Source organism: Fictibacillus halophilus (assembly GCF_016401385.1).
GTDB lineage: Bacteria > Bacillota > Bacilli > Bacillales > Fictibacillaceae > Fictibacillus > Fictibacillus halophilus.
The window spans coordinates 1,277,006-1,291,178 of record NZ_JAEACF010000001.1 but is presented as its reverse complement, the minus strand read 5'-3'; the positions used below and the strand labels follow the sequence as shown (position 1 = coordinate 1,291,178).

The 14,173-nt window shown below is 36.7% G+C and carries 18 protein-coding genes and 1 tRNA gene; 5 read left to right on the top strand and 14 right to left on the bottom strand.

Features of this window, described 5'->3' with window-relative positions; all coding sequences use genetic code 11:
* On the bottom strand, window positions 1-945 hold the full coding sequence (locus I5J82_RS06795) for a DMT family transporter (RefSeq protein WP_198767188.1): 945 nt from the start codon (window positions 943-945) through the stop codon (window positions 1-3).
* A gap of 85 nt (window positions 946-1,030) precedes the next feature.
* Between I5J82_RS06795 and I5J82_RS06790 the strand changes: the two genes are divergently transcribed.
* Entirely contained in the window at window positions 1,031-1,855 is an 825-nt protein-coding gene (locus I5J82_RS06790) for a GDSL-type esterase/lipase family protein (RefSeq protein WP_198767187.1), read from the top strand.
* Here the strand turns inward: I5J82_RS06790 and I5J82_RS06785 are convergent.
* Complete coding sequence (locus I5J82_RS06785; protein ID WP_198767186.1) at window positions 1,837-2,244, bottom strand: group-specific protein; 408 nt, start codon at window positions 2,242-2,244, stop codon at window positions 1,837-1,839. The genes I5J82_RS06790 and I5J82_RS06785 overlap by 19 nt on opposite strands.
* Before the next feature lie 136 nt (window positions 2,245-2,380).
* On the opposite strand from I5J82_RS06785, the gene proC reads away from it, so the two are divergent.
* On the top strand, window positions 2,381-3,220 hold the full coding sequence (gene proC, locus I5J82_RS06780; RefSeq protein ID WP_198767185.1) for a pyrroline-5-carboxylate reductase: 840 nt from the start codon (window positions 2,381-2,383) through the stop codon (window positions 3,218-3,220).
* Between the two features lie 133 nt (window positions 3,221-3,353).
* Here proC and I5J82_RS06775 read toward each other — a convergent pair whose 3' ends face one another.
* Window positions 3,354-4,010, bottom strand: a complete 657-nt coding sequence (locus I5J82_RS06775; protein ID WP_198767184.1) for a GDSL-type esterase/lipase family protein — start codon at window positions 4,008-4,010, stop codon at window positions 3,354-3,356.
* A 159-nt stretch (window positions 4,011-4,169) separates the two neighbouring features.
* Here I5J82_RS06775 and I5J82_RS06770 point away from each other — a divergent pair, with 159 nt between their 5' ends.
* Window positions 4,170-4,568 carry a hypothetical protein gene (locus tag I5J82_RS06770; protein ID WP_198767183.1) on the top strand — a complete coding sequence of 133 codons (399 nt, stop codon included), beginning with the start codon at window positions 4,170-4,172 and terminating at the stop codon, window positions 4,566-4,568.
* Between the two features lie 9 nt (window positions 4,569-4,577).
* Here I5J82_RS06770 and I5J82_RS06765 read toward each other — a convergent pair whose 3' ends face one another.
* The 11 genes from I5J82_RS06765 to I5J82_RS06715 form a co-directional block, all read right to left on the bottom strand.
* A complete protein-coding gene (locus tag I5J82_RS06765; protein ID WP_198767182.1) occupies window positions 4,578-5,795 on the bottom strand; it encodes a DUF2515 family protein in 1,218 nt (405 codons plus the stop codon).
* Window positions 5,796-5,884: 89 nt separating this feature from the next.
* A complete protein-coding gene (locus tag I5J82_RS06760; RefSeq protein WP_198767181.1) occupies window positions 5,885-6,457 on the bottom strand; it encodes a DUF502 domain-containing protein in 573 nt (190 codons plus the stop codon).
* 22 nt (window positions 6,458-6,479) lie between these two features.
* Window positions 6,480-7,346, bottom strand: coding sequence for a D-amino-acid transaminase (gene dat, locus I5J82_RS06755; protein ID WP_198767180.1), 867 nt, complete (start codon window positions 7,344-7,346; stop codon window positions 6,480-6,482).
* Between the two features lie 222 nt (window positions 7,347-7,568).
* Window positions 7,569-7,823, bottom strand: a complete 255-nt coding sequence (locus I5J82_RS06750) for a hypothetical protein (RefSeq protein ID WP_198767179.1) — start codon at window positions 7,821-7,823, stop codon at window positions 7,569-7,571.
* Between the two features lie 90 nt (window positions 7,824-7,913).
* Entirely contained in the window at window positions 7,914-8,735 is an 822-nt protein-coding gene (gene nadE / locus I5J82_RS06745; RefSeq protein WP_198767178.1) for an ammonia-dependent NAD(+) synthetase, read from the bottom strand.
* Window positions 8,736-8,788: 53 nt separating this feature from the next.
* Window positions 8,789-9,157, bottom strand: a complete 369-nt coding sequence (gene kapB, locus I5J82_RS06740; RefSeq protein ID WP_198767177.1) for a kinase-associated lipoprotein KapB — start codon at window positions 9,155-9,157, stop codon at window positions 8,789-8,791.
* Window positions 9,150-9,470 carry a hypothetical protein gene (locus I5J82_RS06735; protein WP_198767176.1) on the bottom strand — a complete coding sequence of 107 codons (321 nt, stop codon included), beginning with the start codon at window positions 9,468-9,470 and terminating at the stop codon, window positions 9,150-9,152. Before I5J82_RS06735 ends, kapB begins: the two co-directional genes overlap by 8 nt.
* Window positions 9,471-9,647: 177 nt before the next feature.
* On the bottom strand, window positions 9,648-10,556 hold the full coding sequence (gene trhO / locus I5J82_RS06730; protein ID WP_198768939.1) for an oxygen-dependent tRNA uridine(34) hydroxylase TrhO: 909 nt from the start codon (window positions 10,554-10,556) through the stop codon (window positions 9,648-9,650).
* A 135-nt stretch (window positions 10,557-10,691) separates the two neighbouring features.
* A tRNA-Arg gene (locus I5J82_RS06725) sits at window positions 10,692-10,766 on the bottom strand.
* A gap of 79 nt (window positions 10,767-10,845) precedes the next feature.
* Window positions 10,846-11,220, bottom strand: coding sequence for a DUF2203 domain-containing protein (locus tag I5J82_RS06720; protein ID WP_198767175.1), 375 nt, complete (start codon window positions 11,218-11,220; stop codon window positions 10,846-10,848).
* Between the two features lie 99 nt (window positions 11,221-11,319).
* Window positions 11,320-11,604 (bottom strand): hypothetical protein, encoded by a 285-nt coding sequence (locus tag I5J82_RS06715; RefSeq protein WP_198767174.1) that lies wholly within the window; start codon window positions 11,602-11,604, stop codon window positions 11,320-11,322.
* Between the two features lie 188 nt (window positions 11,605-11,792).
* Here I5J82_RS06715 and I5J82_RS06710 point away from each other — a divergent pair, with 188 nt between their 5' ends.
* Complete coding sequence (locus I5J82_RS06710) at window positions 11,793-12,533, top strand: DUF6081 family protein (protein WP_198767173.1); 741 nt, start codon at window positions 11,793-11,795, stop codon at window positions 12,531-12,533.
* Window positions 12,534-12,672: 139 nt separating this feature from the next.
* Window positions 12,673-14,127 carry an amidase family protein gene (locus I5J82_RS06705; protein WP_233096422.1) on the top strand — a complete coding sequence of 485 codons (1,455 nt, stop codon included), beginning with the start codon at window positions 12,673-12,675 and terminating at the stop codon, window positions 14,125-14,127.
* Window positions 14,128-14,173: the final 46 nt, after the last annotated feature.

Here is a 14,173-nt window from a genome sequence, read left to right as displayed (position 1 = left end):
TTACCCTTTTTTTACAATGGGACCTGATGTTACTGGTGTCTTAATCGGTGCAGGAGGTGTGCGTCTATTTTGTTTTCGCGTATTTTGCAAGAAGTAATAAAGTCCGGCTAACACGATAACACCACCACTCAATTGTGAAAGCGTGAGTGATTCATCTAGAAGTAGATAAGCTAACAATGTTGCCCCAACAGGTTCACCTAGGATTGCCATTGATATCGTAGCAGCTGTTACATATTTTAATAGCCAATTGAATAATACATGTCCAAAAACAGTTGGTATGATGGCAAGCAGTAAAAAGATTCCCCACTCCTTCTCAGGATAACCAGTCATCGGTATATCAAAAGTTAGATTGTAGATACCAAATACCATGACTGCTACAAGAAATACCGAAAAACTATAAAGCGTAGCAGGAAATGTCTTAAGAAGCTTTTGACCGATCAGCATATGGGCCGCAACTACAATCGTGCCTAAAATAGATAAAAGATCTCCTTGTATATGTTTTACTGAGATGCCAATATCTCCCCAACCAATCAAAATAGCACCAACGATTGCGACCACCATCCCGATGATTGCAGCTCTAGTCGTCTTTTCGCGAAAAGCTATGTATGCTCCTATCATTACAAAAACAGGCTGTAGAGAGAGAAGTATGGTTGAACTTGCAACGGTAGTTAGTTTCAAAGACCCCATCCAAAATAAGAAGTGAAGAGCTAGAAAGGACCCTGATAAGAATAATAAAAAGATTTCTTTTTTATTTATTTGTTTGAGAAACCCAACTTGTTTCCAAACAAATGGAAGCATCATGATCAATGTAAATAATAATCGGTACATCCCTTGAACAGAAACTGGAGCATCTGACCACTTAACAAAGATGGAAGAAAACGATATTGCGATAATTCCAATGATTAAAGGAAAAAGAACAGGTATTTTTAAAGAATGGTTATTCAAGTTGTCACCTTTCACTTTCTAGGCATATTTATGATATTATCTATAACTAATACTTTTATTACATTTTGATTTTAGGAGGTCATATATGAAAAAAAGATATATCATCTCCTTGTTTGTTTTGCTGTTAGTCATAGGTGCTGTCGGGTGGTATTACTATCCTCAATATAAAATAAACCAGATCAAGAAAGAATCTGTGCTCGATCAAAAAGCTTCTACAGATACAAAGCAAGTCTCATATCTTGAATATCTTAAGAAATCTCCAGAATCCAGTTTCAACCACCTTGTGCTAGGCGATTCAGTAGCTGAAGGCAGAGGCTCTGAAGAAGGTGGTTTCGCTAGTAAGGTGAATGAGAACTTGCAAAGTCTAACAGGAAAAACCTTTATTCTCGAAAATCAGGGTGTTTCCGGTTTTACGAGTCAGGGTTTACTGAATCAATTGGACATTCCAGCCGTTCAGCAATCTGTAGAGAAAGCAGACATCATTTCAATTAATATTGGCGGTAATGACCTCGTACAAATAGCAAAAAAACAAGGCCCACTAAAAGCTATACAGAGTTATGATGATATTAAATCAGAGTATCAGCAAAACTTAAATGATATTTTTGAAAACATCAGAGAAAATAACCCTAATGCGATTATCGTGTTGAATGAACTATATAATGTTGTTAATGCTGAACAAAAATATTACCCAGCTTCCGAAAAGCTATTAAATGATTGGAATTTAATCGCTTACGAAACAGCACTTTCACACAAACCAGCTTTGGTTATTCCAGTTAGTGATGCGCTTCAAACAGAAGATATGGATAAATGGTTGTATGATTCAATCCACCCAAATGAAGAAGGATACGATCGGATTGCAAATAAAACCGTTACAACGTTTCAAAATCAATCTTATAAAGAGGCGCAATAGGGTTTAGAAGAGCTGCATAATGCCGGCAGTTCTTCTATTATCCCATTCCAATGTATGATTTGCGGTAAAAAATAAAATGTAGTTGCTTCAGATAAATGATGTAACTTACCTTCTGGGTCGTGCAAAATGACGACCTTCTTATTCCCTAATGCGATACCAAGTTCTGTATGACACCCTTTTCCACCGGGTAAGATTACGATCGTTATATCCGCTTCCATAACTGCTTCATATTCTTTTATAGCTATCTCAGCCAAATCCTCTTTCGTCACTGCTTTATCGTTAACAGTCCAATCATATGTGAGCTGCCAATGAAGTTTATTTTGTAGATCATTCCCTAACTTTTTTACAAGTTCTTTATTTTGAAATCCCGAAGCCAAATAAAATTTCATTTAACCTACCCCTTTGTTTCCTTATGTAAAAATCATATTACAAACCAGTGGAAATGAATACAACGACTTGCATCTATTTGTGAACATGTTAACATAGTACTTTATAAATAAGTAAAATCATTGAAAGAGGGGTTGCATGTTAAAATACAGGAATATTACTTTTATTGGTGCAGGTTCAATGGCAGAAGCAATGATATCAGGATTGATCAACAAAGCCGAAATTTCTCCTGACCGTATCACTGCCGCGAACCACACGAATGAAAACAGAAGAATCGAACTAACAAACAGATATAACATTACGACAACTAAAGTACAAGAACTCTCTTTAACAAACACAGACGTGATTATTCTTGCGGTAAAACCAAAACAAGCGGAAGAAGTACTTCAACTTCTTAGACCCGCTCTTCAAGATCACCATGTCATTTTATCCGTTCTTGCCGGAATTTCAACAACTTTTATAGAAGAGATCATCAACAGATCTTTACCTATCATTCGCGTGATGCCTAATACTTCAAGTATGATTGGTGAATCCATCACAGGTATTAGTGCCGGTAAGTATGTGAAAAATGAAGATTTGGATTTAGCTCAAGAATTGTCGAAAGCTATCGGGAAAGTGAAAATTATTTCTGAAAAACAGATGGATGTTTTCACTGGATTAGCAGGAAGTGGACCTGCTTACTTTTATTACCTGCTTGAACACATGGAAGATGTTGCTGTGGAAAACGGGCTTGATCGTGAACTAGCACGTGACATTGCTGCTCAGACACTTTATGGTGCAAGTAAGATGGTGATGGAGTCAGACGACTCTCCAGCTGAACTCAGAAAGAAAGTAACTTCACCAAACGGTACGACAGCTGCAGGTTTAGAAGCACTTGCAGAAAATGGCGGTGGTGTTGCCATCGAAAAAGCGGTAGAACATGCTGCAAAACGTTCCAGATCACTTAGAAAAGAATTTGAAAAAGTTCCTGTTATGTAAAATTTAACTTTTTAGAGGTTCTGTCATTTTTAGACAGATCCTCTTTTTTGTTTGTGGACGTTTTTATTTTCTTAAAATCTATATTTACTTACGGTACGTGAAATTTTATATGGTTATAAAATACATCCCATATTTACTCAATTTCTGTAAAACCTAGCTCAAACAAAGAAACAGCTATGACTTGATAGCCTTTTTTATTTGGATGAATCGTATCAAAGCATACCAGCTCTTTTTCCCTGCCCACAAACACACTATATAAGTCTGCTACTTTCACATGAGGCATCATCTCATAACTTTTGATCAGTTCGTTAAACATATTTACCCATTGCAAAGCCTTACTCCATTTAAAGTACGGATTATATAGCGTGCATATTCTTATGATAAAAGGCTCCGTTGAATTTCTTTTTAGTTTGTATATCTTCTTAAAAATTTTGTTTAAGTTTTTTTTGCAATTTTCAAGCGCCAGGTAGATCAAATCTTCTTCTTTCGTAAACATATACCTAAAAGCCGCTTGGATAAGATCGTTACCACCAGCTGTGATTAATATGATTTTAGAATCCTTAATCGACCGTTTGATCTCTTTATCTTTTAAGGAATTTAATATTTCTTCAGATGTTGTCCCTGTTACTGCGAAGTTTTTTACTAAGACGTGCTTATCAAAAGTGGTTTGTGTGAAATTTACATATCTTCCAACATATCCTTTACCAAACACTGGTGCCCCTACTCCAACAGTTAAGGAATCACCTATCGCTGTTAACAACCATTCATATGAAGTATGATCATCAGACATAAATCCCTTATCCTCCTTTTCAAAGCACACATTTCTATTAATAAAATATGATGTGTTTTAAATTTGGACAGGGCGTTTTCATCAGTTCAAAGAAAGGGTTATGTCCCTTTTTCATTCTTTGAATATACATATATAGAAACTATTATGAGGTGATTTTTTTTGAAAGAGAAATCTGTAAGAATGTTCCCATATGGCGGATACGACCCTTTTACTACACCCACTGCAAAGGGATATGCAAATAGCCAAACGGTACCCGGCAGACCGCCATACGCACCTTCAACTCCAGCTGTTATGCCACAACAGCAATATTCACAAGGATTAACTCAACAGCCTTTCATGCCATACATGATGCCCATGATGCCTCCTGGCGGGATGCCACATCCAATGATGCAGGGAATGCCTTTTAGTCCCCAGCAAAGCCAGGGCAATCAAAGCTCAATGGGCATGATGCCGAACAATCAAGGATCTGGACTTAACTTCGGAAAAATGATGGGCGGAGCAAATCAAGTGATGGGGCTTGCACAGCAAATGGGTAACATCCTTTCCTTCTTTAAATAGAAGCCTTTATCAAAGGTTTCTATTTTTTTTGAACAGCTTATAATATTGACTAAAAAGAAACACAGTCTCTATTTTATGAAGAGCAGACCAATACGTTATCCATATGGAAGGTGAATATTTATAAATCAACTTCATCTTTTTTAGAACATACTCTTCATCTTCAAACCATTCTGAGGATTGATATGGTCCATTAAAGGTAAGCTTCCATACATCCAGAAGGAGTGGACTATATATTTTTCTATTTTTCTTCATTTTAAAGAAAGAGAGCTTTTCTTTAGCAAACTTTTCGGGAGAAGTATAGAAAGCTGTAAAACTATGGTGGTCATAATCACTACGTGAACCTGTATGAGGAAATGTATTCGCAAAGTTGTGTATTTTCGTTACATATCGGTGTTGAAACAATGTGGTATATAAGTTTTGGCCGATCTGAATTCTTTCATCCAAATTTTTAAAATGGGTCATGTTTCTCCCTAGTGAATATTTCAACGGCCATGTAGGAAACAAAATTTGAGAAAGCTTGAGCCATTCTTGTAGTCGATATGTAATAGAATCTAATAATTGTTTATACTCTTCTGTTTGAACTAGTGCTTTTTCAATATGACTTTGTTCATTTATGATTTGAGCGACAGGTAATAAAGAGCTCTGATCTTCCCGGCGTAAATGAACCTCCCAAACCCCTTCTATGAACGGAGAAATATTAAAATGATGACTTAGATGAAACAAAGATATACCCCTTTTTTTACTCTCTTCATATAACAGTAATTGAGGATAAGCATCCTCAAAGATCATACTGTTCCCTTTTTCAAGCATATCGTACAATTTATCTATGAATTTTCCCTCAAGAATGTGTGGTAGGAACTCTCCTTTTAGATCACTCATAAAATACCCTGCGTTTCTTGAAACCATATGTGCTAAAAATGACCATCTGATTTCAGGGTACTTGTTATAGAACGTTAAATACGCTGTAGTGCGTGTGACATTATTTTTGTTATGACGTTTTGTCTCTGCTCTGATTCTGTCAACTAACTCTTTGTTATTGCTTTGAAGATTTATCTTAATTCCATCGTTTCTCCTTTTCAGCCTCTGCCATTCATTTTGCAGGAGCATCTTCTGTTCCACACTTAATTCCCAAACCACTTTTTCTTTATGAAAAAACGGCATAGCATTTATGACCATTTCGAACGGGATGAGTGTTAATTTTGTTAATAACCGTTTTGAATTAACCACTCTTAACACCCTCCTTTTCTTTCAATGTATGAAAAAAGGAACGCGAAAAACACCCTTTCCATACAAAGGGTGTTTGTTCATAGACTACATTATTTAGTTGCAACGCCACCCGATAATAAAAACTTCATGGCATCTTCTGGTTTTATATCCAGAACTTTGACTTTGTCTTTTGGTACTAAAAAAGTAAAGCCGGCAATCTGAAACGTTTGAGGGATATAAACAGCGACATGATCCGCTAACTCGTCACTTAAGCTACTTACATCTTCAGTCGTAACAAAACCGACACTTTTAAGATTTAGTTCAGGATATTCGATCAAAACAACCGTCGAAAAAGATCTTTTCTCACCAAAAAGAGAGTGGATCGTATCTTTTATTACAGAATAAATCGTCTTAACAAATGGTGTCTTTTCTAATACGGAATCAATAAGACTAAATATCTTTCCTGAGATATATTGAGTAGACATCCAGCCTAGTACGGTGATAAGTACGATGGTTGTGATAATGCCAATCCCGGGTATATAGTCTTCTTTTAGAACATCCTTTAATAAGTTACCAAGGATGCTGTCTAAAAATCCAAAGATCTTATAAATAATATAAACTGCCAGCACAATTGGAAGTATGGTCAGCAGGCCATTAATGAAATACTTGAGTAATTTTTTCATGTTTTCCTCTATAAGTTATGAACTAGTTAACGACAGATGTATTCTTTTTGATCTGTTTCTTAAAATAGTCTTGTAATTTCGTCGTTACAGGACCAATTTTGTATGTTTGATTCTCTGAACCTACTAGATTGGTAACAGGTGTCACTTCCATCGTTGTACTTGTAATAAAAACTTCATCTGCTTTAAGAAGCTCATCAACCGAAAATGCTTCTTCTATTACTGCGATATCATTTTCTTGAGCTATTTTAATCACGATTTGTCTAGTGATACCATTTAAGATCAGATTCGTACTGGGATGTGTTTTTAATGTTCCATTTTTTACAATAAATACGTTGGAAGAAGAACCTTCTGTTACCGTACCATCTCTGTGCTGAATCGCTTCTTGACAGTCAAAATCTGCAGCCTTTCTTTTTGCCATAACATTACCAAGCAAATTTAAGCTCTTGATGTCACATCGGAGCCAACGAATATCCTCTGTTAGATACGTCGCGATTCCGCTTGATTGAGATGCGACAATGCTATCAAGTGAAACTGATTTTGCAAAACCTGTAACAACGCTTTGCATATTTCTTTCATAAAGATGATTTCTAGGTGCAACACCACGCGTCATCTGAATATATACCATACCATTAACAATGTTGTTCTTACTGATCAGTTCCTCTGTAAGCTTCTTAAACGTTGGAAGATCGTAAGGCATAGCAAGTTCTAGCTTCTCTGCACTTTGTTCAAACCGCGCGAAATGCTCATGGAATGCAAATGGTTTTTTGTCATAAACAAAGACCACTTCATAGATTCCATCTCCGAATAGGTAGCCTCTGTCTTCTGGGTCAACTGGTATCGATCCATTTTTAATAATTTGATCATGATACAAAACGTATGAATTTTCCATGATTTTACCACCCCATCTATATAATATGTATACAATTGAGCTTTCATCTACTTTAAATGAAAAAGTGAGTGCCTTCAAGAGTCACTTTGTATGCTTTTTCATTTTTCTTATTCGATGTTGCTTTTGAAAGTAGTTGATTTTCATTACAGGTTGCTACCTTTTTGCGGGGAAAACGTAAAAGCAACATTCAAACAAAGAACCGCTCTTATAAGCGGTTCTTTCTCATTTTTGCTTTACTGTTTTGACTACTTTATGATCTTCTACTGTAACGATATATAGTTCCTTATCCATTTCGATCAAGAAGTCATTATCATATTGTTCTTTCAGCTCTTCTTCAATCTTAAAAGGTTTCTTAAAATGTTCGTCGATAACGTTCAATCGATCTTTTCTTTCGTTTTCGCGATTAATGGTATCATAAACAAAATATGCTAAAAATAAGATACCTAATGTGATGATGATCTTCGCCGTTTTACTCAAAGTTATGTATCCCCTTCCCCTTTAGTCCAAGAACAAGTATAACCTAAAAGCGCCAAAACAAAAACACCTGGTTTCCCAGGTGCTCTACACTTATTTCCACCACGTATCATGAACGGCAGCAGGATGGTTTCTCTTATGCATCGTTTGGATGTATCTCTTTTCGATTTTTTCCTTAGATGTTGAAGAAACTTCCTTCCCTTCAAGGTAATCATCGATTTCTTCGTAAGTTACTCCAAGAGCTGTTTCATCAGGAATCAACGGCTTGTCATCTTCAAGGTCAGCTGTTGGGACTTTTAAATAGATGCGTTCTTCTGCACCTAGTTCTTTTAGCAACTCTCTTCCTTGTCTTTTATTTAATCCGTATAGCGGAACGATGTCACATGCTCCATCACCATGTTTTGTAAAGAAGCCCGTTATCGCCTCTGCTGCATGATCTGTACCGATTACCAAACATTGATAAGCTCCTGCAATATCGTATTGTACTTTCATTCGTTCACGTGCTTTTGTGTTCCCTTTTAGGAAGTTAGAAAGTTCTTTTTCGGTCGCCTTCATAAAGGCACTTACCGAAGCGTCAACAGCCGGTTTAATATCGACTGTTAAAGACACATCTGGCTCAATAAATTTCAGTGCTCTCTGTGCATCTTCTTCATCCTTTTGTACACCGTATGGAAGTCTAACCGCTACAAAAGTATATCTTTCTCCCGTTTCTTCACTCAGTTCATTCATGGCAATCTGTGCTATTTTGCCGGCAAGACTTGAGTCTTGTCCACCACTAATTCCTAGAACATATCCTTTAGCACCCGATTTTTTTACATAGTCTTTTAAAAATCCAATTCTGGATTGAATCTCTTCTTTCGCATCAATTTGCGGTTTCACTTTCAACTCTGAAATAATCTGTTCTTGAAGTTTCAATTCTATCGCCACCTTTTGGTCTATAATAACTTCTTTCCACTGTCTATCCACTTTTAATCAAGCTTATAGTCTTTTTCTAATGAATACAAACATTCCAATGAACGTTTTGCCCACGGGCTACCGTCCGCTTCCAACTTTTTTATGTACTGATTTAACGCATCTTTTAAGGATTCATTATAGTCAGGGAGTTCACCCTCGTAGTTTTTGATCGTATGCACGGGCACCCATGTTTTCTCTCCATAACTTAGCGCTCTTCTTTCCTGAAAAAAAGGGACATCAGCTTGTTTAGGATTATGAAGATCACCTTGCCAAGGATGGGTTTTTACTCCCAGAACTTCAAGTAACACCATCTGATTTCGCTCTTCGCCTGCTTTTCCTATATATTGCCCGGTTTTGTAGCTCGCGATAACAAGATTATTCATTCTTTTTTGTCTCCTTCATCGCATGAATTTCATTACACACTACAAAAGCAAGGTCTTCGTTACCAAATAATGATAAAACTTGAAGCAATGTATCATGAGGAATGTGCTCTGCCTCTTCAATCGGAACAGTTTGTTCGAGCATATGCATCACATAATCATTATTGCTTTGGTCTGGATAGGCTTTGAGATAGACCTTTTTAGGATCAAGACCACTATTCACACACCATTGAGCATAAATGATAATCATCATACCTTCATCTTTTTGATAATTGCTGATCACTTGTTCAGAAATATCGTTTGCTTTATTATTCATCTCTGTCACCTCATTAATCACTCTTTGGAACTGTTTTTACAATCCGTTTTATTTTCTTAGCAATAGTTAATGATAAAGATTCTTCTCTAAAAGATTGTTGCTTTTAGAGTCTACTATACACCGTTAACTTTAAAACAGGAAAATAAAAAAAGCCAGTATTATCACTGGCTTTGTAGCTTAAACAGTTTGTTGTTCTTTTTGTTCAGTCTCATAACGGTTACGCGGGTGATCTAAACATTCTTTCGAACAAGAACGCTTATGTTTCACTTCACATTCCGTGCAGCAAACATGTTGTTTATTACATTCTGGATTTGCACAGTTTACGTAACGATCTTCTGTTTTTCCGCAATAATAACATGTAGCGATCACTACATCTTCTTCTGTACGGTTCACTGGAACTGAGATACGTTCGTCAAACACGTAAAGTTTACCATCCCATAACTTTCCTTGGACTTCTTCATCTTTACCGTAAGTGACGATACCACCTTCAAGCTGTGATACATCTTGGAAACCTTCTTTAAGAAGAAAGCCTGAAAACTTTTCACAGCGAATTCCACCTGTACAGTACGTTAAAACCTTTTTATCTTTAAATTGGCTGATATTTTCGCGTACCCATTTTGGGAAGTCTCTTGATGCTTTTACATCTGGACGGATGGCACCACGAAAATGGCCGATCTCATATTCATAGTCGTTACGACCATCAATTACAATTACATCTTCATCTTGGAGCGCTTCGTAAAATTCTTTTGGAGATAAACGTTTACCTGATAACTGGTTCGGGTCTACGTCCTCTTCAAAACGCCAAGTGACAAGTTCTTTCTTATGGCGAACAAACATCTTTTTAAAAGCATGTTCTTCTACCTCATCTATTTTAAAAACAATATCTTCAAATCGCGGATCCGCTTTTAGATGATCCATATAGATTTGAGTCTGTTCATACGTTCCTGACACAGTTCCATTGATCCCCTCAGGAGCAACGATAATCCTTCCTAAAAGACCTAAATCTTTACAAAACTTTAGATGTTCGTCTTTAAAACTCTCTGGATCATCGATCGGAACATACTTGTAATACAATAGTACTCTCATTTTTTCTGACACAATTAATCACCAACCTGCAACGTTAGTTTATTTTTGCGACGCCAAATAAAAAACCACCGGTCCCAATAGCCTTCCCCGTGGTGAGTACCGGTCTAACCGATATTCGAGATATTTAATTGGATGTGGCGCGCCCACCAGGATTCGAACCCAGAATACGAGAGCCGAAATCTCGTGTGATATCCATTTCACTATAGGCGCTAATTACGTCACGAATAATATCATAAGCTTTTTCTAAGAATAATACAAGTGTTTTTTACATGAATTAAATAAACAACCCTCAATTTACCAAATGAAGTGAATCTAGGCTTTCTTCCATACTCTCATAAACCGTGATGACCGGTTCTTCTGGATGCCACTTGAATACACCTTTTTCTCCATTTAGAATAGCTGGAAAATGGAGTGTAGATGAGAAGGCATCTTCAAACCAAACACCATGAGACAAAATATTTGAAATAAACATTTCAGCTTCAAGTTCCATAAATTGAATTCTTTTTTCCCAAGCAGCTTTTTCTTCTGCGTTTAATTGGGGTTCGACTTGCTGAAAAGATTCATACCACAAGTCAAACTCTCTTTGTAAATTATGGAGAGAATCAAACTCTTTTGAGAGGACCGGAAGCAATTGATTGGCTTCTTCTAATGTATAGCGCTTCATTACATCGTTCTCCTTCATCTTCTTGTTCGTATTATATCAAATGATAAATACTTTGCACACAAAAATGACAAGAAGAAAACCTTTTGGATCACCAAAAGGTTAAACGGTAAGACATATTTCTTTTCTTGGATTCTTTAAGTCTAAATAAAAATCTCTGACTGTTTCATCTTCAAGAAGTTCTGGAAAATCTCTTCTATATTCTGAGCTGATTAATATTTGCTCGACTAGATCTAAAGATCCTCTTCTAAGCAGAAGCCTTAATGTCAACCATTTATCCCGTTTTGATTTTAGATGGAATTTCGTAATAAACAACATGATTCTATCATCGCTTGAGAACGTTTTTTCCTTTTCTTTTCGTAAATTAATTTGAGATACCGTTTTCATAGAGAACACCCTCCCTTTTAATTTGCGAGCTCTTAATACCATTATTATTCAGTTTTTTCTGAAATATACTTGTCCATCCTAGAAATCTAGTTTTTTTGGACGGGTATTAATAGAAAAGCCAGCATTTGCCTCATCAATCTTAATTTGATTAAATATGTTTATAAGCAATTAACTAGGAGCTGTGTTTAATGAACAAAAATCAGATTGAAATCGTACTCGGTAATTTCCATTCTATCCTGACTGAATCTGAAACGTGGAGGATCGGAGGTTTTCCTCTTCCTGATGGATCCTTCCATGAGTTTAGAGAGCCTGAGGCAGTCGTTATTGTTCGAAATGACGAACTGTATGTGCGAGTAAATCCATTCACTAAATCCCACCCTTCTGTTCAGTTCTTAGATAATGCAAAACACATGTATTATTCAAATGAACCGATCAAAGTGCCCCAAGACGGAACAGTTTCCTTTCAGTGGAAAATGCGATCACGTCCGATCGGAACGAATGCGAATGATCTGTATGATGGTTTTGTTTCTGTAAACTTATTAGACTTCACAACAGGAGCAGCACTTGATTTCTTTGCAGGTAACGATCAGTACGCTAGTGTTTATGCTGTCCTCCCATTTCCCGGAGTCTCAGTACCTGAAACAGATAAAACAAGATACTTTTGTATCTTTAAGGAAGAACAAGACTTCAATCAAAGAGAATGGAACGAATACGAAATCTCCTACAACCGTTCAGCTGATGAAGTGAAGTTCTTAGTGAACGGAAATATCGTTCGAACAGAAAATGAAGTTCCGATCAAGTTTAATGAGTTTACAGTAGCGTTAGGACTTATGACCGAGAAAGACTTATCACCTGATGGAAGTACTTCACTTCATGGTCAAGGGATAATCGGTGAATGGTCGCCAATGAAAGTAACAATCAGTGAATAGTACAGAAATCGGCTTAAAACCTTAAAGGTCTGCATGATGCGGGCCTTTTTTTATTTATTCTATAAATACTTTGAAAATTCCTTTTTTTGCGACAGTTTTATATAATAAGTATTGAGTAATTAAGAGAGGAAGCGGCAAAATGTCACAAAATATGGTGTTGGATTTGAATGAGATCACTTTAGAAAAGGTACAGCATTATTTTGAGAAGGGTGATTTAACATCTGTTGAACTTGTTACGTTTTATTTAAATCGCATCTCTACATACGATAAACAAGGACCTAAGATCAACTCCGTGTTAGAAATCAACCCCGATGCTTTGTTCATTGCAAAAAGTCTAGATTTTGAAAGACAAAACGGAAAAGTTCGAGGACCTTTACACGGTGTACCCGTCATCATAAAAGATAACATCGACACATGTGATCAGATGCATACGAGTGCAGGTTCTTTGGCTTTAGAGAACCATTATGCCAAAAAGGATGCTTTTCTCGTAAAGAAATTAAGAGAATCTGGTGCAGTCATCATCGGAAAATCAAATATGACCGAATGGGCAAACTTCATGGCATATGAAATGCCAAACGGTTTTAGTTCAAGAGGAGGTCAAGTGTTAAATCCATACGGACCAGGAGTTTTAGATGTGAGTGGGTCTAGTTCCGGTTCCGCCGCTGCTGTAGCAAGTAACTTTGCGGCTCTTAGCATAGGAACGGAAACCTCAGGCTCCATCCTATGTCCCGCTGGAAATAATAATATCGTAGGGATTAAGCCGACTGTTGGATTGGTTTCTCGATCAGGTATCATTCCGATTTCAACCAGTCAAGACACCGCGGGTCCGATGGCTCGCAATGTTAAAGATGCTGCGATTCTTCTTGAAGCTATACAGGGGAATGATTCACTAGATGCTGCAACATTATCCGCTCCACAGCATTCGAACTATTTAGAAGGGTTAGAACAAGCATCTTTAAAAGGAAAACGGTTTGGTGTATCTTACGAATTTTGTATAAAGAATTTAAATCATACACAAAAGTCAGTCTTCGATGAAGCATTAAAGCTCATTGAGGATGAAGGCGGAGAAATCATTCGATTGGACCAGATTTCACCTTTAGAGAATATGGATTCAGATTATAAGGTCCTCTTACATGAATTCAAGTCTGGTCTTAATCATTATTTAAGTTCTGTTTCACCAGAGCTTAAGATCTTCTCTTTATCTGATGTCATAGATTTTAATACTCATAATAAGGAAAGATGCTTGCAATACAACCAAGAGTTGTTGATAGAAAGTAATGCGACTGATGGAACATTAACGAGTCCTGACTATCTAACAGCTAGAATGAAGGATCTAGAAATGACACAAAACAAAGGAATAAATCTTGTCATTAAGGAACATAACTTGACTGCTCTCATAAGTCCCAACGATGTATGGTACGGCATTCCTGCCAAAGCAGGATATCCTTCCATTTCAGTTCCTTCTGGGTTCGATGATGACGGGTTGCCATTAAGTGTTATATTTACTGGGGAAGCATACTCCGAAAAAAAATTGATTCATATGGCTTATGTCTTTGAGCAGATGTCTAACAAGAGAGTTCCTGTAGAATTTTAATAGTTACTAATGATTTAATTTCAAGTCTATGTTTCTTTAAAAAGCT

Coding starts and splice junctions, on each gene's coding strand:
- I5J82_RS06790 (WP_198767187.1), top strand. CDS start 1,031: ATGAAAAAAAGATATATCATCTCCTTGTTTGTTTTGCTGTTAGTCATA.
- I5J82_RS06785 (WP_198767186.1), bottom strand. CDS start 2,244: ATGAAATTTTATTTGGCTTCGGGATTTCAAAATAAAGAACTTGTAAAA.
- proC (WP_198767185.1), top strand. CDS start 2,381: ATGTTAAAATACAGGAATATTACTTTTATTGGTGCAGGTTCAATGGCA.
- I5J82_RS06775 (WP_198767184.1), bottom strand. CDS start 4,010: ATGTCTGATGATCATACTTCATATGAATGGTTGTTAACAGCGATAGGT.
- I5J82_RS06760 (WP_198767181.1), bottom strand. CDS start 6,457: ATGAAAAAATTACTCAAGTATTTCATTAATGGCCTGCTGACCATACTT.
- dat (WP_198767180.1), bottom strand. CDS start 7,346: ATGGAAAATTCATACGTTTTGTATCATGATCAAATTATTAAAAATGGA.
- kapB (WP_198767177.1), bottom strand. CDS start 9,157: ATGAATAATCTTGTTATCGCGAGCTACAAAACCGGGCAATATATAGGA.
- I5J82_RS06735 (WP_198767176.1), bottom strand. CDS start 9,470: ATGAATAATAAAGCAAACGATATTTCTGAACAAGTGATCAGCAATTAT.
- trhO (WP_198768939.1), bottom strand. CDS start 10,556: ATGAGAGTACTATTGTATTACAAGTATGTTCCGATCGATGATCCAGAG.
- I5J82_RS06720 (WP_198767175.1), bottom strand. CDS start 11,220: ATGAAGCGCTATACATTAGAAGAAGCCAATCAATTGCTTCCGGTCCTC.
- I5J82_RS06715 (WP_198767174.1), bottom strand. CDS start 11,604: ATGAAAACGGTATCTCAAATTAATTTACGAAAAGAAAAGGAAAAAACG.
- I5J82_RS06710 (WP_198767173.1), top strand. CDS start 11,793: ATGAACAAAAATCAGATTGAAATCGTACTCGGTAATTTCCATTCTATC.
- I5J82_RS06705 (WP_233096422.1), top strand. CDS start 12,673: ATGTCACAAAATATGGTGTTGGATTTGAATGAGATCACTTTAGAAAAG.